Source organism: Candidatus Polarisedimenticolaceae bacterium (assembly GCA_036275915.1).
Classification (GTDB): Bacteria; Acidobacteriota; Polarisedimenticolia; order Polarisedimenticolales; family DASRJG01; genus DASRJG01.
In genome coordinates this window covers 242,297-264,994 of sequence record DASUCV010000004.1, presented here as the reverse complement: position 1 = coordinate 264,994, position 22,698 = coordinate 242,297, and the positions used below count along the sequence as shown (strand labels likewise).

Genomic DNA, 22,698 nt, shown 5'->3' with positions numbered 1-22,698 from the left:
CACCGTGAAGATCGCGCTCGGAGTCACGGGCGGGATCGCAGCCTACAAGGCGTGCGAGGTCGTCCGCGGCCTCACCGAAGCGGGCGCTTCCGTCCAGGTTCTCATGACCCGGAACGCCGAGCGCTTCATCACGCCCCTGACCTTGCAGGCGCTCTCGGGGCGGAAGGTGTGGACCGACACCTTCGACGCCTCGTCGGACGCGACGATCCATCACGTCGACCTCGCGCGCGACCTCGACGCGTTCGTCGTCGCCCCGGCGACCGCGAACGTCCTCGGCAAGCTCGCACACGGCATCGCCGACGACCTGCTCTCGACCTTCTATCTCGCCGTCACGGCGCCGGTCGTCGTCGCGCCCGCCATGAACACGCGGATGTGGCTCCATCCGGCGACGCAGGATGCGGTCATCGCGCTCAAGCGGCGTGCGACGGTGATCGTCCCGCCCGAGGAGGGATGGCTCGCCGAGCGCGAGACGGGCGTCGGGCGTCTGGCCGAGCCGGCGCGGATCGTCGCCGCGACGCTCGCCGCGGCCCGTCGCGGTTCGGAGCTCGCGGGCCGGAAGATCGTCGTCACCGCGGGTCCGACCCGCGAGCCGCTCGATCCGGTGCGCTACCTCTCGAACGGCTCATCGGGAAAGATGGGGTACGCGCTCGCCGCCGCGGCGGCGCGGCGAGGGGCGGAAGTCGTCCTCGTCTCCGGTCCCGTCGACCTGCCCGCGCCGTTCGGCGCGAGGCTCGTTCCCGTCTCGACCGCACGCGAGATGCGCGACGCCGTCCTCGCCGAGCGGCCCGGGAGCTTCGCGATCTTCATGGTCGCCGCCGTCTCCGACTACGCGCCGGTCCCGCAGGCGCAGAAGATCAAGAAGACCGGCGGTGCCCTCACGCTCGTCCTCGACGAGGGGCCGGACATCCTGGCCGAGCTGGGGCGCGCGAAGGGGGAAGAGATCCTCGTCGGCTTCGCCGCCGAGACCGACGCCGTCGCCGAGCATGCGGCGCAGAAGCTCGCCGCGAAGAACGCCGACTTCATCGTCGCGAACGACGTCTCCGCCACGGGGATCGGCATCGGCTCCGATCGGAACGCGGTGACGATCTTGGGCAAGGACGGGGGCCGTCTCGACGTCGCCGAGGCCGGCAAGGCCGAGATCGCCGAGGCGATCCTGGATCGCGTGCTCCGATGAGCGACACGGGCGAGATCCGCAAGGCGCTCGCCTCGTGGGTCGGCTACCTCGGCGACATCGGCGTTCGTGAGCTGTCGTTCGGGAAGGAGCCGCCCGTTCCGGTCGCCGACCCGCTGGCGGAGGTCCGCCAGGATCTCGGCGATTGCCGGCGCTGCAAGCTGTGCGAGACGCGGACGAACATCGTCTTCGGCGTCGGCAACCCGCGGGCGAAGCTCATGATCGTCGGCGAGGGGCCCGGCGCCGACGAGGACGCTCGGGGCGAGCCGTTCGTCGGCCGCGCGGGTCAGAAGCTGAACGAGATGATCCGCGCGATCGGGCTCACCCGCGAAGAGGTCTACATCGCGAACGTCGTCAAGTGCCGGCCGCCGGGGAACCGCGATCCCGAGCCCGACGAGGTCGCGACCTGCTCACCGTTCCTCTTCCGTCAGATCGAGGCGATCGCGCCGAAGGTCATCGTCACGCTCGGCTCGCCGGCGACGAAGACCCTGCTCGGGACGAAGTCGGGGATCACGGCGCTGCGCGGGACGTGGGGATCGTTCCGCGGCATTCCCGTCATGCCCACCTTCCATCCCGCCTACCTGCTTCGCGCGTACACGGTGGAGAACCGCCGTCTCGTCTTCGAGGACCTGAAGGCGGCACGCGCCCGGATCGACGAGGACCCGTGACGCTCGCCGAGGTGGCGGTCCCCGTACCGCTCCGGCGACTCTTCACCTACCGCGTTCCCGAAGCCCTCCGCGATCGCGTCGCCGTCGGCGTCCGCGTGCGCGTGCCGCTCGGGCGCCGCAGCGTTCTCGGCACGGTCGTGGCGTGGCCCGGCGCCGCCGTCGCGGAAGGGATCGACGTCAAGGACGTCGCCGACGTCCCGGCGGAGGCCCCCGCGCTGCCGCCCGATCTCCTCGCGCTCACGAAGTTCGTCGCCGACTACTACCTCTGCTCGTGGGGCGAGGCGATCGAGGCGGCGCTGCCCCCCGAGCCGCCCCGGACGAAGCGCGGCATCGCCGCGGACCCCGTGCCCATCGCGGCGGGCGAGGTGCCGGCGCACGACCCGACCGCGGCGCAGCGCGCGGCGCTCGACGTGCTCGTTCCCGCCATCGTCGCGCGGGCGTTCGCGCCGTTCCTCCTCTGGGGCGCCACCGGCTCGGGGAAGACCGAGGTCTACCTCCGCGCCGCCGAGGCCGCGCTCGCGGAGGGACGCGGCGTCCTCTATCTCGTCCCCGAGATCGGGCTCACGCCGCTCCTCGTCACCCGTCTCGAGGCGCGCTTTCCCGGGCAGGTGGCGGTGCTGCACTCGGCGCTCCCGCCGCGCGTGCGCCGCGAGGCATGGGAGGCGGTGCGCGCGGGAACGAAGCGGTTCGTCGTCGGCGCGCGCTCGGCGGTGTTCGCGCCGCTCGCCGATCCCGGCCTCATCGTGATCGACGAGGAGCACGACCCTTCGTACAAGCAGGAGGACGCTCCGCGCTACAACGGACGGGACGTCGCCGTCGTGCGCGCGCGGCTCGCCCGCGCGGCGATCGTGCTGGGCTCGGCGACGCCGTCGCTCGAGTCGTTCCATCACGCGCGCACGGGACGTTACGCGCTCCTGGCGCTCGGCGGCCGGGTCGAGGCGCGGCCACTTCCCGAGGTGCGCCTCGTCGACATGCGCGAGGCGTTCCGCGGGGCCGGCGCCGTGCTCCCGGTCGCCCCCGCGCTCGCCGAGGCCCTGCGCGCGTGCCTCGCGCGCGGCGAGCAGGCGCTCGTGCTCAGGAACCGCCGCGGGTGGTCCGCCGCGATCCTCTGCCCGGCGTGCGGACAGCGGATCACGTGCACGCGCTGCAGCGTGGCGCTCACCTGGCACAAGTCCGCGCGCCGCTTGCGATGCCACGGATGCGGCCGCGAGTCCGCCCGTCCCGACGCCTGTCCCGCGTGCGGCTCCGATGCGCTCCGGGAGTGGGGCGAGGGGACCGAGCGGATCGAGGACGAGATCAAGGCGGCGGTGCCCGGGGCGCGGGTCGCGCGCATGGATCGCGACACGGTCCGCGGGCGAGGCGGGCACGAGAAGATCCTCCGGCGTTTCGAGGCGGGGGAGATCGACGTTCTCGTCGGCACCCAGATGATCGCGAAGGGGCATGACTTCCCCCGCGTCACGCTCGTCGGGATCCTCGCGGCCGACCACGCGCTCGGCCTCCCGGACTTCCGCGCGGGCGAGCGCGCCTTCCAGCTCCTGACGCAGGTCGCGGGGCGCGCGGGGCGCGGCGAGCGGCCGGGCGAGGTCATCGCGCAGGCGTTCGATCCCGGTCATCCGGTGCTGCGGCACGCGGCGAGCCAGGACTACCTCGCCTTCTACGACGCCGAGATGCGCTACCGCCGTGCGATGCGCTATCCGCCGCTCGCCGCCCTCGTCCAGATCATGGTGAGCCACCGCGATCTGAGCCAGGCGTGGCGGATCGCCGGCGAGGTGGCGCAAGCGCTCGAAGCGGCGGCGGCCGATGGGCCGCTCACCGTCTTGGGGCCTGGGCCCGCGCCGATCGAGCGCCTTCGTGGGCTCTACCGCATGCAGATCCTCGTCCGGTCCGCGGGTCGCCGCCGTCTCGTCGAGGCGGTCGCGTCGGCGCTCGCGCCGTTCGAGGCGACGGCGCTGCGCCGCAGCATCCACGTCGACGTCGATCCCGTGAGCCTGCTGTGAGAGGCGAGGTCGTCCACTCGATCCTCGAGGAGACTCCCGAGCGCGTCCTGGCGCGGATCGACGAGACCCCGTCCGCCGCCGGGCTCGTGGAGATTCGCGCGGACCTCCTGCGCGCAGGGGATCTCGGCGGCATCGTGGCGAGGGCGCCGCGGCGGATCATCGTCGCGGTCCGCGACCGCGCCGACGGCGGCCGGTTCTCGGGGAGCGTCGAGGAGAAACGGGCGCTCTTGCGCTCCGCACTCGACGCCGGCGCCGCGTTCGTCGACGTCGAGCACGGCGGTCCTGTCGCGGAGCTCGCCGACGGCCCGGACGCCGCGAGGACGATCCTGTCGCATCACGGAGCCCGGTCGCTCCTCCCCGAGCTGACCGCGCTCTACGACGCGATGGCGGGATCGCGCGCCGCGCGCCTCAAGATCGTCCCGGCGGCGACCGCTCTCACCGACCTCGGGGCGATCGCCGATCTTCTCCGTCGCGCGCGCGCGGACGCTCGCCCGCTCGCGGCGTTCGCCACCGGAGACGCGGGGATCCCGAGCCGAATCTTCGCGCTCGCGTGGGGCTCGTGGGGCACCTACGGCGCCGCCGCTCCCGGCCGGGAGACCGCCTCGGGGCAGCTCACGAGCGACGCGCTCCTTCACGTCCACCGCGTGCTCGCCCTGTCCCCGTCGACGCGGCGATTCGGCATCGCGGGCGCGAACGCGGCGGCGAGCCTCTCGCCGGCCCTCCATGCCGCGGCGTACCGGGCGCTCGGGATCGACGCGGTCTACGTGCCTCTCCCGACCGGCGACGCCGGCGATCTCGCGTCGGCAGCCGACGAGCGGTCGCCGCTCCGGCTCGACGGCTTCGGCGTGACGATCCCTCTCAAGGAGGCGGTCGCCGCCCGCTGCGCGCGCTTGCACGGCGACGCGGCCTCCGGCGCGGTCAACACCGTGCGCGCCGAGGGGGCCTGGCACGGCTACAACACGGACGCGCCCGCGGCGCTCGAGCTGATCCGCCGCCGGATCACCCTCAGGGGAACGCGCGTCGCCGTCGCCGGCGCCGGAGGAACCGCCCGGGCGATCGGCGCCGTCCTCGTGCGCCAGGGGGCCGTGGTCACCCTGTACCACCGCAGCGAGCGCGGGGCGGAGACCGCGGCCGCGATCGGCGCCGCCGCGGCACCGTGGGGCCGCCTCGCCGGGGCGCCCTGGGACGTGCTCGTCCAGGCGACGCCGCTCGGCGCGGCCGGCGAGGAGGTCGTCCCGCCACGGTCCCTCGTCGGCCGGATGGTGCTGGATGCGGCATACGGCCCGCGCGAGACGCCGCTCGTCCGCGCGGCGCGTGCGCGCGGTCTCGCCGTGGCCGACGGCCTCGACCTGCTCGCGGCGCAGGCGGCGCGCCAGTGCGCGATTCTGACCGGGCTCGACGTCGGTGCGGCGGTCTTCGCTGCTGCGGCGGCACCGTACAGGACACACGGCTCCGCTTGACGCGTCCGCGGGCGCATCCTACGCTCCGCCTGGAGAGGACCCTCCCATGCGCCGATCCGGCCCCTTGACCCTCCTCGTCCTGACGCTCGCCGCCTGCGCGACCCGCCAGCCGATGACCGGGCAGACCGCGCCGTCGACCGACCGGAAGCTTTCGAAGTTCGCCTTCATCGAAGAAGGCAAGCTCGTGACCTTGATCGTCGACACCCGCGCGACGCGCTACCGCGAGAAGGAGAAGTACGTCCCGGTCGAGATCGCGATCGCGAACCGCGGAGTCAAGCAGATGGCGCTGACCCGCGAGTCGTTCACGCTCACCGACGAGAAGGGCGCCCGCTATCCGTGTGCCTCCCCCAAGGAGCTGCTCGACAACTACGAGTTCCTCGATCTCGACCGTGACCTGCAGGAGCTGCCGGAGATCGTCTTCAACCGGTTCGGGGCGATGAACCCGTACCCGAGCAAGTTCTCTCCGACGCGCAGCGTCGGCACGGTCGTCACCGACCACGTCGAGCTGCCGCGCTACGGCTACGTCATCGACATGCTCTACTTCCCGGCGCCCGCGACCGGCCTGAAGGGGCACAAGTTCGAGCTCGCGATGACCGCGCCCGAGCTCGCCGACCCGATCTTCGTGAAGTTCTTCGTCGAGTGATGCGGGTCCTCCTCGTCGACAACCACGACTCGTTCACGTGGAATCTGGTCCAGGCGCTCCGTAGGCTCGGGGCGACGGTCGAGGTCGTCCCGTCGGATGGCGAGCAGGACTTCGATGCGTTCGACGCCCTCGTCGTCTCGCCGGGGCCGGGCCGTCCGGAAGACGCAGGGACGAGCGTCGAGACGATCAAGAGCGCGCCGTCCACCCTCCCGATCCTCGGCGTCTGTCTCGGGCATCAGGCGATCGCGGTCGCGTTCGGAGGCGCGATCGTTCCGGCGAAGGCGCTCGTCCACGGCAGGACGTCGGCGATCCGCCACGACGGCCGCGGCGTCTTCGCCGGCGTGCCGAGCCCGTTCGAGGCGACGCGCTATCACTCGCTCGCCGTCGATCCCGAGGCCCTCCCCGCGGAGCTCGAGGCCTGCGCGTTCTCGGATGACGGGACGATCATGGGGCTCCGCCACCGCACCCGGCCGGTGCACGGCGTGCAATTCCACCCCGAATCGATCCTGACCGAGGAGGGCGGGCGCCTGTTCGAGCGCTTCCTCGCGATCGCATGAGCCTGCGCGTCGTCGTCAAGGTGTGCGGGATCACCGAGGAGCGCGACGCCCACGAAGCCGTTCACCTCGGTGCCGATGCGCTCGGGTTCGACTTCCGTCCCGGCAGCCCGCGGGCGATCGACCCGGAGCTCGCACGCCAGATCGTCGAGCGTCTGCCGGCGTTCGTCGTCACCGTCGGCGTCTTCGCGGACGCGCCGCTCATCCAGGTGCTCGACATCGCGCGGCGGACGGGGATCAGCCTCCTCCAGTTCCACGGATCGGAGAGCCCGGGATACTGCGCCGCCGCCGCGCCGTACCGGTGGATCAAGGCGTTCCGCGCCGGGCCGGATTTCGATCCCGACGCGATGAGCCTCTACCCGTCGACGACCTATCTCCTCGATTTCAGGCCCGACCCGGCGACGGAGGACCTGCGGCCCCTCGAGTGGCGGCGCATCCGCACGTTCGGGAACTACGGCCGGATCGTCGTCGGCGGCCCGCTCACACCCACGCTCGCCGGAATGGCGATCGACGACGCGCGCCCCTACGGCATCGATCTCCTGGACGAGGTCGAGGTCGTGCCGGGGAAGAAGGATCTCGATCGCCTGGAGCTGCTCATCCAGGCGGTGCGGCGCGCCGAGCGGCGCATCGCGCAGGAGTCGTCCGACCGCTACTGACGCGCGAACTTGACCGCGACGACCGTCCACAGCTCGGCAGGCTGGCCGTTCTTGGTGCCCGGCGCGAACTTCCCGCGCTTGACGGCGTCTTGGGCCTCGGCCTCGAATCCGCTCGAACGGATGTCCTTCCAGATGCGGTTCGGCACGAGCACCGTGCCCATGACGGCCCCGGTCCCGCTGATCTCCGCGAGGATGAGGACGTCGGTCTGCACGGACGTGTCCTGTCCCTTGGGATACCGGGGAGAGGGGACGCGCAGGGTCGCGGGCGGCTCGACCCCTTGGACCGAGGGGGAGCTCTTGCCGTCGCCGACGGAGGCCTTGATCGCCTCGCCGACCGATTCGGCCTCTTCCGGCGTGGGTTCCATCGTCAGCAGCTTCTGGAGATGGGTGACCGCTTCGGCGGTGAGCCCGGAGCGGGCGCACGCTTCGGCGAGGAGCGCGACCGCGCGTGTCGAGGACTCGTCGGTCGCAGCGGCCTTCTCGAGGAACGGCACCGCCGCCCCCCAGTCTCGCTTCGCGACGAAGACGTTGGCGGCCGCCATCACCGCGTCGAACGCCGCCTTCGGCGTCTTGTCGGGGAGGCGGTCGAGCGTCGCCATCGCCTCGGTTGACTTCCCGGCCGCGGCATAGGCCGACGCGAGCGCGACGACCGGGTCGTTCTTCTGCGGCACGGCCGCGATCCACCCCTCGTAGGCGGGGACCGCGTCGTCGAGCTTGCCGGCGCGCGTCAAGGCGATCGCGCGGCTCGAGAGCGACGGCACGTGCTTGTCGTTCCGGGCCGTCTCCTTCGCGAACTGGTCCGCGGCGTCCGTATAACGCGCCTTGGCGGGCTCGAACTTGCCGTCGCGCGCCATCTGCTCGGCCTGGAGGAAGTAGACGTAGCCGAGCTGGAAGTTCGACTGCGGGAAGTTCGGCGAGGCGTCGACGAGCGCCTTGAGATGCGTCTCCGCGTCGTCGAGCTTGTTGATCTGACGCTCGGCGGCCCCCGCGATGTAGAGGGCCTCGAGGTTCTTCGAGTCGACCCCGAGCGCTTTCACCGCCGCGTCGTCGGCCTCGGCCCAGCTCCCCTTCTTGAAGGCGTCCTTCGCCGCCTGGAGCGAAGGGTTGTCCGCGGGAGGAGCGGCCGCCGGTGCGGGTGTGGGCGCGGGCGCAGGAGCCGGCGCCGGGGGCGCGTCTTGACCGAGTGCGGCGGCGGGGAGGAGGGCGAGACCGAAGGCGAGCGTCGAGGTCCGGACGATGGCGATCACGAGAGAACCTCCGTCACGATCGAGCATAGCAGCGGGCGAATCAATTAGAAACTCTCACGGACCCCGTCCGCGATTAGGCTTGCGGCGACCACGACGAGCACGATCGCGAGGCCCGGCCAGGTCGCGATCCACCACGCGTCGAGGATCCGGTCGCGGCCGTCGGCGATGAGGCTCCCCCACGACGCGAGGGGCGGCGGGACGCCCAAGCCCAGGAACGAGAGCGACGCTTCGAGGAGAACGCTCTGGCCGAGCCGGAGCGCGGCCTCGACACCGAGCACCGCCGTCGCGTGGGGGAGAACGTGACGGAGCGCGATCGCGAGGGGCGAGGCGCCGAGGGCGCGCGCCGAAAGGACGAACTCGCGCGCGCGGACCGCCTTCGCCTCCGCGCGCACGAGGCGCGCGGCCGGCATCCACGTCGTGAGGCCGATGAGGACGACGATGGTGGCGAGCGAGGGACGGAAGAGCGCCGCCAGGAGCACGAGGAGGAAGAGGCGGGGAACGGCGAGGGCGGCGTCGGTGAGCCGCATGAGCGCTTCGTCGACGATCGGGCCGCCGAGGCCGGCCGCGAGGCCGACGGCGCCGCCGAGGAGGACCGCCATCGCCGCGGCGAGGATCCCCGCGGCGAGCGACACGCGCGCTCCCCACACGAGCCGGCTCGCGAGGTCCCGGCCGTACGCATCGGTGCCGAGGAAGAAGAGCGGACGCGCGTCGGGATGCGCCGGGTCGAGATCCGCGGCGGCGATCGTCGTCCAGCTCTCGCCGCGCCTCAGGCTGCGGGTCCCGTCCGGCAGGGCGCGGACCTCGTGGGCGTAGCGAAGCTCCCCGGAACGGAGGCGGACGGCGGGGACGCGCGTCCCAGGAGCGAGGCTCCTGAGCACCAATCCGTCGGGCTGCGCCGCGGGATCGCGGAGGGGCAGCAGCGGCGCCGCCGCGGCGGCGAGACAAAACGCGGCGAGCACGACCACGCCGAGGCGCGCGCCACGCTTCTTCATCCGCGGCCCCGGAGGCGCGGATCGAGAGCGGCCTGGGCGAGATCGGCGCCGAGGCTGCCGGCGACGACGAGCACCGTCGCGAGCAGGACCGACGCGAGCGCGACCGGGAGGTCCTGCGCCATGACGGCGTCGTAAGCGACGCGGCCCATCCCCGGCCAGCCGAAGACGACCTCGATGACGAGCGCGCCGGAGACGAGGACGGGGAGCTGCAGCCCGACCAGCGTGACGACGGGCGGCGCGGCCGCGGGACCCGCATGGAGGAGCACGATGCGTGCGCGCGTCCCGCCGCGCGCGCGGGCCGCTCGCACGAACCCCTCGCCGAGCGAGCGCAGGAGTCCGGCGCGCACGAAGCGGGCGACGATCCCCGCCGACCCCAGTCCGAGGACGAGAGCGGGAAGGGCGGCGTGCCAGACCGCGTCGACGGCGCGCGCCGGCCACGGCCACGACGACGCCCCGATCGCGTGGGACGACGAAGGGGGGAAGAGCGGCACGGCGACGGCGAAGAGCAGGATCGCCATCAACGCGAGCCAGAACGGCGGTGCCGAGGCGAGCGTCACGCCGACGAGCGTGAGCGCGTGGTCGGCGGAGCTGCGCGGGCGCGCGACGTGAAGGGCGCCGAGAGCGACGCCGAGGGCGAGCTGGATCGCGAGGGCGAGCGCGGCGAGGCCGAGTGTCGGCGGCAATGCGTCGGCGAGGACGCGGGAGACCGGACGCCCGCGCGAGAGCGACCATCCGAGATCTCCGGTCGCCGCATGGCCGATCCAGGTCGCATAGCGAGCCCACGCCGGGCGGTCGAGGCCGTACGCCGCCTCGATCCTCGCGCGCGTCTCCTCGGGAACCGGCCGGTCTCCGAGGAGGTAGTCGATCGGCTTCCCGGGCGCCGCCTCGAGCAGCAGGAACGTGAGCGTCGAGACGCCGAGGAGGAGCGGGATCGCGAGCAGGACGCGGCGGAGGATCAGGCCGGCCACGGCGTCACGGCGCGAGCCAAATGCCGTCGATCCGGGCGAACGGGTCGGCGGGGACGTCGACCTTCACGCCGTGCACGCGGTCGCGAACCGCGAGGAGCCGCCGGCTCTCGTAGAGGAACGTGTACGGCTGGTCGTCGTGGAGCCGCTTGGCGAGCGCCGCGTACGAGGCCTTGGCGGTCTGCCAGTCGCTAGCGTTGCCGATGGCGTCGAGGATGCGGTCGGCCTCGGGCGACGCGTAGGAAACGACGTTCGACCCGCCGGGAGGCTTCTCCGTCGACCCGAAGATCGACTTCAGGTCGAGCTTGCCGCCGAACCGCCACCCGGCGACGTAGGCGTCGAAGTCGCCCTTGGAGTTCTTTTCCCGGAACGTCTTCATCTCGTACGAGTGCGGGGTCACCTGGACGCCGATCTTCGCCAGCTGCGCCTGGATCTTCACCGACACCGCCTCGCGGACGCGGTTGCCGGAGTTCGTCGTCAGCTCGAAGGCGAGCGGGTGCGCCGCGTCGTACCCTTTCGCGGCGAGGAGGCGCTGCGCTTCCCTCGGATCGTACGGCCACGCCTTCTGATCGGGATCGGCCGGCCACCAGCTCGAGAGCAAAGGACCGGTCGAGATCCGGCCGTAGCCGTAGAGCACCTCCTCGACGATCGCCTGGCGGTCGATGCCGAGGGTGAGCGCGCGCCGGACCTCGGGGTCGTCGAACGGCTTCTTCGCGCAGTTCCAGCCGATGTAGTCGAACATCGGATTGTCGTAGGCGACGAGCGTGATGCCCTGCCCTGCGCTGAGGTGTGCCGCGTCCGACGGCGGCACCCCGTCGACCAGGTCGACCGTGCCGGCGAGGAGCTGCGTCTTGAGGTTCCCCATGTCGGGAACGACGCGGACGGCGACGGCGTCGACGCGCGGGCGCTCCGCGTCGAAGTAGCGGGGGTTGCGCTTGAGCACGATCTCTTCCGCCGGCCGCCAGCTCTCGAGGACGAACGGCCCCGAGGCGATCTTGACCTGCGACCAGTCGTAGGTCCGCCACGACGCGAACGGGACCTTCCCGAAGACGTGCTCGGGGACGATGCCGCCCTCGACGGCGTCGGCGAGCATCTCGGGGTACGCGCGGTCGAAATGGAACGCGACGGTCTTCGCGTCCCTCACCTCGACGTCTTTCACGTGCTCCTTGAACGAAGCGCCGGTCCAGGCCACGTCGGGAGAAGTCTGCGCGGTCCACGTGAACCGCACGTCTCCGGCCGTGACCGGCGTGCCGTCGCTCCACATCGCGTCGCGCAGCGTGAAGGTGAGGGTGAGACCGTCGGGCGAGGTCGTCCACGACTTCGCGAGGAGCGGCTCGAACGACGGCGGATGATCGCGCGTGTCCCCCTGCTCCTGGGCGAGCCGCGCGTAGACCCGCCGCAGGAGGTTCAAGGCGAAGGTTTGCTGGGAGACGTACTCGTTCCACGCATCGACGTCGGTGGTCGAGCCGACGACGAGCGTTCCGCCGCGCTCGGTCTTCGGGCTAGAGCAGGCGACGAGGACGACGACGATGGCGGCGAGAAGGGCCCGCTTCACGATGCGGTGTGCTTCCGGAGCTGCTCGCGGATGACATGGAGGGGGACGATCTCCCCCTCGCCGATCCCCGGACAGAACTCGTTCAGAGCTTCCCAGGTCTTCTTGCTCGCGAGGTTCTCCGGCCAGAACGGGAACGTGCCGCATTGCGAAGGCCGCGCCGGGTAGACCGAGCATCGCGTTCCGTCGAGGAAGGGGCAGGCCGGGCCGTCCATCTTGAGGATCGTGTGGCCTTCGTCTTTCGCGGTGTACCGTTTCCTGAACTCGGCCGTCTCGAGCTCGAGATGGGCCGCCAGGCGCGCGACGTCGGCGCGGTTCAAGTAGACGTAATCGTAGTCGCCGTGGCGCGTGCAGCAGCGACCGCAATCGGGCCGGCAGCGGAAGCGGACGCCTTCGTCGTACCACACGGGCGCGAGTATAAGTCAGACGGGAGGCGCCACGGGCAAGACGATGCGGAAGACGGTGCCTCGCCCTTCGGCGCTCGCGGCCTCGATCGTCCCGCCGTGCGCTTCGACGACCCGGCGCGCGATCGCGAGGCCGAGGCCGGTGCCCGCGCTCTTCGTCGAGAAGTACGGCTCGAAGAGATGACGCCGCACCTCCGGGGCGAGGCCGGGGCCGTCGTCCTCCACCTCGAGCGCGACACGATCGGCGCCGAGGTCGCGCGTCCGCACGCGGAGCGTCCCGCCGTGCTGCATCGCCTGGAGCGCGTTCTCGATCAAGTTCACCACGGCCCGCGCGAGGCTGCGACGGTCGGCGAGGATCTCGTGGGCCGGCGTGAGGTCCTCCTCGACGCGCACGCCGGGGGGAGGGGCCACGCGGTACGGCGCGGCCACGTCCCGGAGGAACGCGTCGGGCTCGAGGCGCTCGAGCGCGAGATCGGGGATCTTCGCGTAGGCCGAGAACGCGGTCGAGATCTCCCTGAGCTCGCGCACCTGGCGGGTGATCGTCTCGAGGCACGCCTCGATCTCGGCCTCGGGCAGCACGCCGCGATCGGCGAGCAGGCGCCTCACGTGCTCGGCGGAGAGCTGGATCGGGGTCAACGGGTTCTTGATCTCGTGAGCGATCGCGCGCGCCATCTCGGCCCACGCGGCGAGCTGGTGCATCCGCACCTGGCTCGTCACGTCGTCCAGGAGCACGAGCGAGCCGGTGTCGCCGCCGGCGGGATCGGGGAGCGGGACCCGCACGACGCGTAGGCGCACCGGACGGTCGCCCGCCGGGAGGTCGACCTCGACCGGATCCGGCGCGAAGCCTTGAGCGGCGAGGGCGGCGCGCAGGGCGGGCGCCAGCTCGTCGTCGAGCGCGGCGCCACGGCGCGGCGCGCGCCCCGCTCCGCCGAGGAGCGTCTCCGCGGCCGGGTTGATCGTCACCACGATCCCCGACGCGTCGGTCGAGATGACCCCCGTCGTGGCGTGCCGGAGGAGCGCTTCGATGTAATCGCGGCGCCGCGTCAGGTCGGCCCTTTGGTCGGCGAGGGAGCGGGCCATGCGGTTGAAGTCGCCGACGAGCGCCCCGAGCTCGTCGCGCGAGGAGGAGGCGAGGCGGGCGTCGTAGTCACCCTCGGCGATCCGCCGCGACGCATCGGCGATCCGCCGGATCGGCCGCGCGACCGAGCGCGCGAGGAGAGCGGACGTCCCGGCGAGGAGGCCGACGAGCGCGGTCGTCAAGAGGAGCAGCATCTCGACGAGGCGCTCCACCGAGCGCGACGCGGCGCGCGACTCGACGACGAGAGGAACGGCGATGACGGCATCCGTCGGGCCGCCGCGCACGTCGACCGGGGCGTAGGCGACGGGGAGCGGGATCTCCCCGAGCTTCTCGTTCCGGAGAACGAACGGCTGGCCGGCGTGAACGATCGCGCGGTCGACCTCGCCCGCGAGGCGCGTCCTCACGAGCCCCGAGTCGAAGAGCTCCGGCTTCGAGGTCGCGGCGACCTCGCCGCCCTCGAAGAGATGGATCTCCTGGCCGACGACGCGCCTCAGCCACGAGAGGGCCTCGTCGTTCAGGCGCAGCGGCGGTGCCGCCTGGTCGTCGTCGCCGACGCTCTGGTAGTCCTCCACGACGCGCTGCGCGGCGCCGACGACCGTCGCCGCGGTGTCGGCGAGGCTCGCCTCGCTCCGCCGCTCGATCGACGCGCGGAGGAGGAGCGCCATCGCGACCAGCGGGATGATCGACGCCGCGAGGCCCGCGGCGAGCAGCTTCCGCCGCAGCGAGCCGCGGACGAGATCGGGCAGGGACTCGAGCCCTCCGGGCGTGACCACGATCCGCCAGAGCGCGGCGATCGCGAGGACCGCGACGCCGAGGAGGAGCATGCGGACCACGTCCGCGGTCGCGTCGAGCCAGGTCGGGGCGGGCGCCATCAGCAGGTGAAGGCGGCGGCCGTCCTCGATCGGGAGGGCGAGGAACCGCGTGTCGCCGGCGCCGACGCCGACCACCCGCGAGGCGGCGGCCGCGGCGCGCAGGGCGGCGTCGGGGGCCGGGGGCTGGTGCACGGTCGTCAGGTCGACGTGGCCGGTCTCGTCGAACAGCACGTAGTCCGGCGCATCGCGCGCGGCGTCGTCCGGGGAGACGGCCCCGTGTCCCAACGCCTGGAGGTACGGCGCGCTCCCCGGAAGGAACGGCAGGTTCGACGGGTCCTCGAGGACGTGGCCGACCACGCGGCCCAGGATCGCTCCCTCGGCATCGCGCACGGTGGCCTCGGCGTGGAGGACGACGAGGGAGGACGATCCGATCGGGATCGTCTCCTTCGCGACGGTCACCGGCCCGTTTGCGGCCCGCGGAGCCGCCTCGCCGGCGCCTCCGACTTGCGGGAAGGCGAACTCGAAATGCCCTCGCCGTACCCCCGCGGCGTCGTAGAGGTTGAGCGACGAGGCGAACCCTTGATGGAAGAGCGCCGAGGATGTCCACAGGCCGTACGCGAGGAACGGATCGTCGTCCTCGGGATAGCGCGCGAGCGCGCGCGCGACGTCCGGATTCGCCGCGGCTTCGCCGACGCTCGCCGTCAAGGCGACCCGCCGCCGCGCGCTCTGATCGCGCACGAGCGGCGCGAACTCGACGCGCAAGCGGTCTTCGATCATCCGAACCTCGGTGCGGTGGAGGTTGGCGAGCGCGATCAAGGTGACCGGCACGAGCGCGACGGCCACGGCGGTCCGCGAGGTGCCGGAGCGGCGCGAGAGGAGGAGCGCCGTGGCCGCCGCCTCCGCCGTCCCGGCGAGGACGAGCGCCAGCGCGATCGCGAGGAGCAGCGAGCCGGGGACGGCGAGGGCGAGGCGGGGGACCGGGATACGCGCATCGCGCGCGAGCGACCCGCCGAGCGCGATCGCAGCAACGACACCGGCGGCGGCGATCGCGGCGACGGCGGCTCGCCGGAATCCGGGGTCGTCGCGATGCCGGGCCGCCCACCGGGCGACGATCATCGCGACGAGGTAGAACGCCCAGGCCGTCGCGGCGAGGGCCGCGGGAGATGCGAGCCAGCCGAGCGCCCCTCCGCGGCCGTAGAGGCTCGCGGTGGCGACCTCGCGCGGGAGGAGCTCCTCGAGAGTCCGTCCGGCGGCGAGCGCCGCGCGGACGACGAGGATCAGGGCGATGAGGGCGAGCGCACGGCGTCCATCGCCGGCTCCCGCGCGGCGGGCCCACACGAGAGGGGCGAGGAGCGCCAGCGCGAGCGCCGACCAGGCCCACCCGATCGCGCGCGCACGGGCCGCCGCCGAGGCGGCAGGCCGGTCCTCGAGCACGATCGCCGCCACGCGGTGCCCCTCGCGGTCGCGCCACTCCCACACGAGCCGCGCCGGAGGCCCGGCGTCGTAACCCGGCGATGCGGGAGGAGCCGCGTCGTCGAGCTGCGCCGTGATCGCGGGCGATCCCGTCGGGAGCCATCGCGCCGCCCCGACCGCTCCCGAGCGGATCTCGAGCACGAACGATGCGGCTCCCGCGCGGCCGTCGGCATCGGCCGGGGTCCTCACGAGCAGGCTCGTTCTGATGCCCCGCCGCGAGAGGCGGACGCCCGGCTCGGGTCCGAACTCCTGAGGCTCGGCCGGCGTCCCGGTCCATCGCTCGAAGGCGCCCGCGCGGAGCACGCCGGCCCCCTCGAGTCGATCGGATAGCGCCTTCGGCAGGGGATCGGCAGCCTCGAGTCCGTGGTCGCGCAGCGCGAGCGCGTAGCGCGTCGCCGCGAGGACACGGGACTGAAGCTCGCGGTCGAGGAACCCGGCAGCCACGCGGAGGCGCGCTTCCTCCCCGCCGGCCCGGGCCGCGCCGAGCCGCCATCCGCGGGCGTAGCTTCCGGCGACGATGAGGGCGGGGACGAGGAGCCAGAGCGCGACGCGGCCCTTCGTCATCCGGTGCTTTCCTTGACCTCCCGCAGCACCCAGCGATCGCCCTCGGGCTCGAGCCACAGATGGATCCCGAGCTTGACGGTGTGCCCCTCGTGGTCGACCACCGTTGCGTTCGCGTGCGCGAACGCCCCGGCCTTGCCGTCACCCTCGAAGCGGGTCACCTCGAAGCTCGTGACTTTGCCCCCGGCGAGGAACTCCCGGAAGAGCGCCTCGACCTGGCTCGCCGCGAACGCGCCGTCCTCCTGCGCCAACACCGCGAGCGTGAGCTTGACCTTACCCTTCTGCGGCAGGATCGGGCGGAGCGCATCGGCCTTGCCGCTCGTCAGCGCACGGCCGAAGCGCATCGCGGCCTGGCGCCCGCCGTCGTCGCCCTGCGGCGCGGCTGGGCTCGCCGCTGCGGCCAGGACGAGGGCGAGTCCGATGAGGGCGGCGCGCATGAAGAAAACCTTCCGCGGCGATCCTACACCCTGTACGACTCGAGAAGCTCGCGGGCGGCGCTCCTGAGGAGGCTCAGCGAAAACGGCTTCGTGATGAACCGGTCGACACCGAGGCGGGAGAGCGACTCCGGATCGGCGCTCCCGCCTTCGAGGAGCCCGACGATCGGGAAGCGGCTCCCGGGGTAGAGCTCCTGGATGCGCTCGACGAGCGGAACGCCGCCGTCGCGCTCGCGCATGCCGAGCTCGACCACCGCCAGGTCGGGAAGCCGGAAACGCAACGCCTCGAGCGCCGCGCGCCCCGTGCCCGCCTTCACGACGCGGAAGTCGTCGAGCGTGAGCAGGTCCTCGGCCAGCTCGAGCAGCTCCGCGTCGGGGTCGGCCACGAGGACGACCCGGCGCTCCTGGCGCAGCACACCCTCGTCGATGAACACGCGGTTGCCGCCGCGCGACTTCGCGCGGCGCACGGCGTCCTCGGCGACGCGCACGAGGTCGTCCGCGCCCGTGATCGCCTTGTTGTCCGGGAAGGTCGAGATCCCCGCCGAGAGGCGCATCGCGAACGTCGTTCCTTCGTGCTCGAGGTCGGCCTCCTCGGCCTCGGTGCGGACCTTGTTCGCCATCGTCGCGGCGCCGCGGTACCGGCTCCCGGCGAGGACGACGCCGAAGACGTCGGCGCCGAGGCGCCCCATCGCGTCCTCGCGCCGCACGTGGCGCCTCAAGATCCGTCCGACATGGCGGATCGCGGCGTCACCCGCGGCCTGGCCGTGACCGTCGTTGATGTCTTTCAGATGATCGACGTCGAAGAGGGCGAGCGACACGGGCGTCCCGTAGCGGCGCGCGCGCGCGATCTCCTCCTCGAGCCGGAGAAGCAGGTAACGGCGGTTCGTGAGCCCTGTGAGCGAGTCGCGGACCGAGTGCCGCGCGAGCAGGCGCTCGAGCCGGCCGATCTCGATCGCGAGCCGTACGCGGGCCTGGAGATCCTCCGCCTTCGGCGGCGCCGGGATCGTCGTCGCGGCGAGCGCGGGGTCGGCGGCGCGCATCGTGCGCAGGAGCGCGAGGTCGCGAAAGACGTGGAGCTTCGGTGTCGTGCGGAAGAGCGTGCCTGAGGCGAAGCTCTCGAGAAGAGCCCGGGACCGGGCGTCGTCGGTGTCGAGGTCGGTGACGACGAGGCCGAGCGCGTCGTCGTCCTCGCCGGCGATGTCATCGGTCCCGGCCACCGTCTCGACCTGATGTCCCGTCTGTCCGATCCATTCCGCGAGGGAGCGCGATCCCAGGGGATCGTCGGTGACGAGGAGGACACGCGCGCCTACGGGATCGGACATCGGGGGGAATATAGGGTCCGGTCCCGGAGAAATGCTAAGTTGCCCCTCGTGGCCGAAAACGAGATCGTCGACGCGCGCGGGCTCTACTGCCCGGTGCCGGTCCTCCGACTCAAAAGGAAGCTGCGCGGCCTCCCCGCAGGGCGCCGCGTCGTCCTCGTCGCCACCGACCCGGCCGCTCCTCTCGACGTCCTCGCCTTCTGCAACATCGAAGGACACGTCTACCTCGGCGAGACCCCGCGCGAGGGTGGGGTGTTCGAGATCGCGGTCGCGGTCGGGCGTGTGCTATAAAGCGCGCTTCGGGCACGGCGAAGCCGAGTGCGACGACAAAGGGGCGTTAACTCAGCGGTAGAGTGCCATCTTCACACGGTGGAAGTCGCAGGTTCAAATCCTGCACGCCCCACCACCTGGGTCCGGGAGAAAAACGGGCGGCTAGCTCAGCTGGGAGAGCGCGGCGTTCGCAACGCCGAGGTCGAGGGTTCGATCCCCTTGCCGTCCACCACCCCGGGAAAGTCGACAGTCGACAGTTCACAGTCAACAGTCTCCGGACTGTGAACTGTGAACTGTGAACTGTGAACTGTTAACTGAGTCTTCCGACCACCTTCTCGGCCGCCTCACGCAACGCGCCAGCGACGATCGCTTCCCTCGCCTTCTCGATGTCCGGCGCGAGCACGCGGTCGCGCCTCAGGCGTTTCACGACACGGCGGAACGCGCGATGCGCTGCGGCGACGCCGGCGCCGGGCGTCAGCGGCGCCAGGAAGTCGAGCGCCTGCGCGGCGGCGATCGTCTCGATCGCGAGCACCGTCTCCGCGTTCCTCACGATCTCCTCCGCCTTCCTCGCGGCGTGGACCCCCATCGAGACGTGGTCTTCCTTCCCCGCGGAGGTGGGAATCGTGTCCACGCTCGCGGGGTGAGCGAGCACCTTGTTCTCCGAGACGAGAGCGGCCGCGGTGACGTGCGCCATCATCAGGCCCGAGTTCAGCCCGGCGTCCTCGGCCAGGAAGGCGGGGAGGTCGGAGAGCGCGGGATTGACGAGCCGCTCGATGCGCCGCTCGCTGATCGTCGCGAGCGAGCACGCCGCGATCGCGAGCTGATCGAGCGCGACCGCGACCGGCTGCCCGTGGAAGTTGCCGCCGGAGACGAGGTCGCCGCGCTCCGCGAACACCATCGGATTGTCGGTCGAGGCATTGATCTCGATCGTCAAGATCTCGCGGACGTAGCGGAACCCGTCGCGCGCGGCACCGTGGACCTGGGGCATGCATCGCAGCGAGTAGGCGTCTTGCACTCTCCCGCAATCGCGGTGGGAATCCTCGATCGCGCTGTCCCGCAGGACCTTCCGTAGATTCTCCGCCGAGACCTGCTGGCCACGCTGAGGGCGCGCGCGGTGGATGCGCGGATCGAAGGCGCGATGCGATCCCTTGAGCGCCTCGAGGGTCATCGCGCCGACGATGTCCGCTTGAACCGCGAGGCGCTCGGCGCGCAGAAGAGCCAGTCCGCCGATCGCGGTCATGACCTGCGTGCCGTTGATGAGCGCGATCCCTTCCTTCGGCTCGAGCACGACGGGGGAGAGACGTGCGCGCTTGAGCGCCGCCGCGGCGGCGATCCGCCGGCCGCGATGGAACACGTCGCCTTCGCCGATGAGCGCGAGCGCGACGTGCGCGAGCGGCGCGAGATCGCCTGACGCGCCGACGGAGCCTTTCGCGGGCACGACGGGAACGATGTCGGCGCGGAGGAAGGCGAGCATCGCCTCCAAGGTTTCGGCTCGAAGTCCCGAGTGGCCGCGCGCGAGGCAGTTCGCTCGAAGGGCCAGGATCGCGCGGACCGTCTCTCGCGGGAGGGCCGGCCCCGTCCCCGCCGCGTGGCTGCGGATGAGGTTGACCTGCAGCTCGGCGAGGTTCTCGGGCGCGATGCGCACGTTCGCGAGGTGGCCGAAGCCCGTGTTGACGCCGTAGACCTGGCGATCGCCGCGCGCCGCCTTCTCGACCGCGCGCCGCGAGGCGGCGACGGCGCGGCGCGCGCGCGGCGTCAACGTGCACGACGCGCCGAGCGCGATCTCTTCGACCGCCTCGAGCGTGAGGGAGGATCCATCGATCGAAACACGCATGACGCGATGCTACCATCGCGCCCGCATGGGAAACCTCGCGGTCGTCGGCGCGCAATGGGGAGATGAGGGCAAGGGGAAGGTCGTCGATCTCCTCTCCGACCGCTTCGACGTCGTCGCGCGCTATCAGGGAGGGCCCAACGCGGGCCACACCGTCACGATCGGCGGCAAGCGCCACGCGCTTCAGCACATCCCGTCCGGCGTCTTCCGGCCCGACGCGCGCATCGTCATCGGAAACGGGACGGTCCTCGACTTGGCGAAGCTCATCGCCGAGCTCGACGGCCTCGCGAGCGCCGGAATCTCGCTCGACGGCCGCTTCTTCATCAGCGACCGCGCGCACGTGATCCTCCCGCTGATGGCGCGCATCGACGCCGCGCGCGAGCGCGAGGCGGGGGACGCGGCGCGCATCGGCACGACCCAGCGCGGGATCGGGCCGACGTACGAGGCGAAGGCCGCGCGGGTCGGCCTGCGCGTCGGCGATCTCTACGATCCGAAGGACCTGACGCTCAAGATCGGGCGTCTCGTCGCCGGTGAGTACGGCCGGCGCCTGCGCGAGGCGGGGGACGATCCGGGAGATCCCGCGGCGATGGCGGCGGAGGCGACGGCGTACGCGGAGCGACTCCGGCCCTTCGTCGCCGACACGTCCCTGCTCCTGAACGACTGGATGGACGAAGGGCGCTCCATCCTCTTCGAAGGTGCGCAGGGCACGCTCCTCGATCTCGACCACGGCTCGTACCCGTTCGTGACCTCGTCGTCGACGGTGGCGGGCGGTCTCTGCGCCGGCCTCGGCGTCTCGCCGCGACGCGTCGACGCGATCGCCGGCGTCTTCAAGGCGTACTGCAGCCGCGTCGGCAGCGGGCCGATGCCGACCGAGCTCCTTGACGGCCCCGAAGGCTTCGGCGAGACGCTCCGCAAGCGCGGCCGCGAGTTCGGCACCGTGACCGGCCGCCCGCGCCGGTGCGGGTGGTTCGACGGCGCCGCGGCGGCTTACGCGCAGCGGATCAACCGCTTCGACACCGTCTGCATCATGCTGCTCGACGTCCTCGACGCGTTCGATGAGATCCCGGTCTGCACCGGCTACACGCAGGGCGGCAAGCCGGTGCGCTCCTTCCCCCCGGTCGTCTCCGACGCGATGAGACTTCAGCCGGTCTACGAGCGCCTGCCCGGATGGAAGACCGACACGACCGGGATCACGACGTGGGATGCGCTGCCGCCCGCCGCGCGCGCCTACCTCGAGCGCCTCGGCGCGATCATCGGCACCGAGGTCGCAATGGTCTCGGTCGGCCCGGATCGTGCGCAGAGCATCGTCCGGCCGGGGAGCCTGCTCGAGCGGAAGCTCGCGGCGGTCGGGTCCTAGCGCGCGGCGACTCTCTCCAAGATCCGGAGGTAACGCTCCGCGGTCTGCCGTCGATCGTAGTGCTCGAGCACGTAGGCGCGCGCGCGGGGGCCGGCGGCCGCCCACGTCGCGCGGTCTCGTTCGACCGCGAGGATCGCCTCGGTCATCGCGGGGACGTTCTCGGGTGGGACGAAGCGTCCTCCGCCCGACGCCTCGACGAGACGCCGCGCCTCGCCGTCGACGCTGATCAGGATCGGGCGCTCCATGCCGAGGTACTCGAAGATCTTCGAGGGGAGCACCTCCTGGAAGAGCGGCGTGTTTCTGAGCGTGACGAGGCCGAGATCGCACGCCGCGTAGAAGAGAGGCACGCGCGCCTTCGGCTGTTGATCGATGAACTGGACGTTCGGCAAGGCGAGCCGTTGAGCTTGCGCTTTGAGGTTCGCCTTCTCCGCTCCCTCGCCGACGAGCACGAACAAGATGTCCGGGCGTGAGCGGAGCGCCGCAGCGGACTCGAGGACCTTGTCCAGGGCGTGCGCCATCCCATGCGTCCCCAGGTAGAGCGCCACGAAGCGATCGCCCCATCCGTACGCACGCCGGACCTCGTTGTCTCGAATGCCGGGGATGAAAGTCGACGTATCGATCCCGTTCGTGACCACCTCGATGCGCGACGCGTCGATGCCGTACAGCTCGACGATCTTCCTCTTGTAGCCTTCGCCGACCGCCACGAGCTGCTCGTTGTGCCGATAAAGGAAACGCGACAGACCGCGGAGGCGCCGCACGACGAACGAGTCGGGGAGCGCATCGACGGCGAGGATCGACTCGGGCCAGAGATCGCGGACCTCGAAGACGAACGGCGCGCGCAGGATGCGCGCGACCGCCCAGCCGGCCGCCCCGCAGAGGAGCTGCGGTGACGTTGCGATGACGACGTCGGGCCGCTTCGCGCGCAAGGGGCCGATCACCGCCGCGGACGCCATGAACGACGCATAGGACAGCATGCGCTTCCCGGTCCCCTGGTTCGGCGCGGCGTAGACGTACGACCGGATGACGTCGATCCCGTCGACCGTCTCGCGGCGCGTCAGGACACGGCGGTCTTCCTTCTTCTTGATACCCGTCGGGTGATGGGGGAACGCCGTGAGAACCGTGACGTCGTGGCCCGCCGCGACCCAGGCGCGCGCCAGCTCGTGGACGCGCGCCGAAGGTGCGCCGGCTTCGGGGGGGAAATACTGAGAAACGTAGAGAATGCGCACGCGATCGCGAACCATAAGTCCTTTGCCG

At 72.0% G+C, this 22,698-nt stretch carries 19 protein-coding genes and 2 tRNA genes; 11 read left to right on the top strand and 10 right to left on the bottom strand.

The window, feature by feature from the left end:
• Positions 1-4: 4 nt before the first annotated feature.
• Genes coaBC through VFV19_03325 form a run of 7 tightly spaced genes read left to right on the top strand, consistent with a single transcriptional unit; the run spans position 5 to position 7,149 of the window.
• The gene (gene coaBC, locus VFV19_03355; protein ID HEX4823324.1) at positions 5-1,174 is read left to right on the top strand and encodes a bifunctional phosphopantothenoylcysteine decarboxylase/phosphopantothenate--cysteine ligase CoaBC; all 1,170 of its coding nucleotides are present in this window, start codon (positions 5-7) and stop codon (positions 1,172-1,174) included.
• Positions 1,171-1,839 carry a uracil-DNA glycosylase gene (locus VFV19_03350; GenBank protein HEX4823323.1) on the top strand — a complete coding sequence of 223 codons (669 nt, stop codon included), beginning with the start codon at positions 1,171-1,173 and terminating at the stop codon, positions 1,837-1,839. Before coaBC ends, VFV19_03350 begins: the two co-directional genes overlap by 4 nt.
• Positions 1,836-3,836: a primosomal protein N' gene (gene priA, locus VFV19_03345; protein HEX4823322.1), complete on the top strand. Its 2,001-nt coding sequence runs from the start codon at positions 1,836-1,838 to the stop codon at positions 3,834-3,836. The genes VFV19_03350 and priA overlap by 4 nt, the downstream gene beginning before the upstream one ends.
• Positions 3,833-5,296, top strand: coding sequence for a type I 3-dehydroquinate dehydratase (locus tag VFV19_03340; GenBank protein HEX4823321.1), 1,464 nt, complete (start codon positions 3,833-3,835; stop codon positions 5,294-5,296). The genes priA and VFV19_03340 overlap by 4 nt, the downstream gene beginning before the upstream one ends.
• A 46-nt stretch (positions 5,297-5,342) precedes the next feature.
• Positions 5,343-5,939, top strand: a complete 597-nt coding sequence (locus VFV19_03335; protein HEX4823320.1) for a hypothetical protein — start codon at positions 5,343-5,345, stop codon at positions 5,937-5,939.
• Complete coding sequence (locus VFV19_03330; GenBank protein HEX4823319.1) at positions 5,939-6,496, top strand: aminodeoxychorismate/anthranilate synthase component II; 558 nt, start codon at positions 5,939-5,941, stop codon at positions 6,494-6,496. The genes VFV19_03335 and VFV19_03330 overlap by 1 nt, the downstream gene beginning before the upstream one ends.
• Positions 6,493-7,149 (top strand): phosphoribosylanthranilate isomerase, encoded by a 657-nt coding sequence (locus VFV19_03325; GenBank protein HEX4823318.1) that lies wholly within the window; start codon positions 6,493-6,495, stop codon positions 7,147-7,149. The genes VFV19_03330 and VFV19_03325 overlap by 4 nt, the downstream gene beginning before the upstream one ends.
• On the opposite strand, the gene VFV19_03320 is transcribed toward VFV19_03325, so the two are convergent.
• Genes VFV19_03320 through VFV19_03285 form a run of 8 tightly spaced genes read right to left on the bottom strand, consistent with a single transcriptional unit; the run spans position 7,143 to position 17,989 of the window.
• Positions 7,143-8,396: a tetratricopeptide repeat protein gene (locus VFV19_03320; protein ID HEX4823317.1), complete on the bottom strand. Its 1,254-nt coding sequence runs from the start codon at positions 8,394-8,396 to the stop codon at positions 7,143-7,145. The two genes, VFV19_03325 and VFV19_03320, sit on opposite strands and share 7 nt — an antisense overlap.
• Positions 8,397-8,440: 44 nt before the next feature.
• Entirely contained in the window at positions 8,441-9,388 is a 948-nt protein-coding gene (locus tag VFV19_03315; protein HEX4823316.1) for an ABC transporter permease, read from the bottom strand.
• Entirely contained in the window at positions 9,385-10,356 is a 972-nt protein-coding gene (locus VFV19_03310; protein HEX4823315.1) for an ABC transporter permease, read from the bottom strand. Before VFV19_03310 ends, VFV19_03315 begins: the two co-directional genes overlap by 4 nt.
• A gap of 4 nt (positions 10,357-10,360) precedes the next feature.
• Entirely contained in the window at positions 10,361-11,908 is a 1,548-nt protein-coding gene (locus VFV19_03305; protein ID HEX4823314.1) for an ABC transporter substrate-binding protein, read from the bottom strand.
• Positions 11,905-12,312 carry a YkgJ family cysteine cluster protein gene (locus tag VFV19_03300; GenBank protein HEX4823313.1) on the bottom strand — a complete coding sequence of 136 codons (408 nt, stop codon included), beginning with the start codon at positions 12,310-12,312 and terminating at the stop codon, positions 11,905-11,907. Before VFV19_03300 ends, VFV19_03305 begins: the two co-directional genes overlap by 4 nt.
• A gap of 15 nt (positions 12,313-12,327) precedes the next feature.
• A complete protein-coding gene (locus tag VFV19_03295; GenBank protein ID HEX4823312.1) occupies positions 12,328-16,236 on the bottom strand; it encodes an ATP-binding protein in 3,909 nt (1,302 codons plus the stop codon).
• Positions 16,233-16,670, bottom strand: coding sequence for a hypothetical protein (locus VFV19_03290; protein HEX4823311.1), 438 nt, complete (start codon positions 16,668-16,670; stop codon positions 16,233-16,235). Before VFV19_03290 ends, VFV19_03295 begins: the two co-directional genes overlap by 4 nt.
• Positions 16,671-16,693: 23 nt before the next feature.
• Complete coding sequence (locus VFV19_03285; GenBank protein HEX4823310.1) at positions 16,694-17,989, bottom strand: diguanylate cyclase; 1,296 nt, start codon at positions 17,987-17,989, stop codon at positions 16,694-16,696.
• 48 nt (positions 17,990-18,037) lie between these two features.
• Between VFV19_03285 and VFV19_03280 the strand changes: the two genes are divergently transcribed.
• From VFV19_03280 to VFV19_03270, 3 genes are all read left to right on the top strand, one after another.
• Positions 18,038-18,277 carry a sulfurtransferase TusA family protein gene (locus VFV19_03280; GenBank protein HEX4823309.1) on the top strand — a complete coding sequence of 80 codons (240 nt, stop codon included), beginning with the start codon at positions 18,038-18,040 and terminating at the stop codon, positions 18,275-18,277.
• Between the two features lie 40 nt (positions 18,278-18,317).
• Positions 18,318-18,392 (top strand) — tRNA-Val (locus VFV19_03275).
• 20 nt (positions 18,393-18,412) lie between these two features.
• Positions 18,413-18,488 (top strand) — tRNA-Ala (locus VFV19_03270).
• 78 nt (positions 18,489-18,566) lie between these two features.
• On the opposite strand, the gene hutH is transcribed toward VFV19_03270, so the two are convergent.
• A complete protein-coding gene (gene hutH / locus VFV19_03265; protein HEX4823308.1) occupies positions 18,567-20,090 on the bottom strand; it encodes a histidine ammonia-lyase in 1,524 nt (507 codons plus the stop codon).
• Between the two features lie 25 nt (positions 20,091-20,115).
• On the opposite strand from hutH, the gene VFV19_03260 reads away from it, so the two are divergent.
• Positions 20,116-21,444: an adenylosuccinate synthase gene (locus VFV19_03260; protein ID HEX4823307.1), complete on the top strand. Its 1,329-nt coding sequence runs from the start codon at positions 20,116-20,118 to the stop codon at positions 21,442-21,444.
• Here VFV19_03260 and VFV19_03255 read toward each other — a convergent pair.
• Positions 21,441-22,670 carry a glycosyltransferase family 4 protein gene (locus VFV19_03255; GenBank protein ID HEX4823306.1) on the bottom strand — a complete coding sequence of 410 codons (1,230 nt, stop codon included), beginning with the start codon at positions 22,668-22,670 and terminating at the stop codon, positions 21,441-21,443. The genes VFV19_03260 and VFV19_03255 overlap by 4 nt on opposite strands.
• Positions 22,671-22,698 lie beyond the last annotated feature (28 nt).

Bases quoted from the DNA above. Each gene is read 5' to 3' on its own strand.
- VFV19_03350 (HEX4823323.1), top strand. From the start codon at position 1,171: ATGAGCGACACGGGCGAGATCCGCAAGGCGCTCGCCTCGTGGGTCGGC.
- VFV19_03335 (HEX4823320.1), top strand. From the start codon at position 5,343: ATGCGCCGATCCGGCCCCTTGACCCTCCTCGTCCTGACGCTCGCCGCC.
- VFV19_03330 (HEX4823319.1), top strand. From the start codon at position 5,939: ATGCGGGTCCTCCTCGTCGACAACCACGACTCGTTCACGTGGAATCTG.
- VFV19_03325 (HEX4823318.1), top strand. From the start codon at position 6,493: ATGAGCCTGCGCGTCGTCGTCAAGGTGTGCGGGATCACCGAGGAGCGC.
- VFV19_03315 (HEX4823316.1), bottom strand. From the start codon at position 9,388: ATGAAGAAGCGTGGCGCGCGCCTCGGCGTGGTCGTGCTCGCCGCGTTT.
- VFV19_03295 (HEX4823312.1), bottom strand. From the start codon at position 16,236: ATGACGAAGGGCCGCGTCGCGCTCTGGCTCCTCGTCCCCGCCCTCATC.
- VFV19_03290 (HEX4823311.1), bottom strand. From the start codon at position 16,670: ATGCGCGCCGCCCTCATCGGACTCGCCCTCGTCCTGGCCGCAGCGGCG.
- VFV19_03285 (HEX4823310.1), bottom strand. From the start codon at position 17,989: ATGTCCGATCCCGTAGGCGCGCGTGTCCTCCTCGTCACCGACGATCCC.
- hutH (HEX4823308.1), bottom strand. From the start codon at position 20,090: ATGCGTGTTTCGATCGATGGATCCTCCCTCACGCTCGAGGCGGTCGAA.
- VFV19_03260 (HEX4823307.1), top strand. From the start codon at position 20,116: ATGGGAAACCTCGCGGTCGTCGGCGCGCAATGGGGAGATGAGGGCAAG.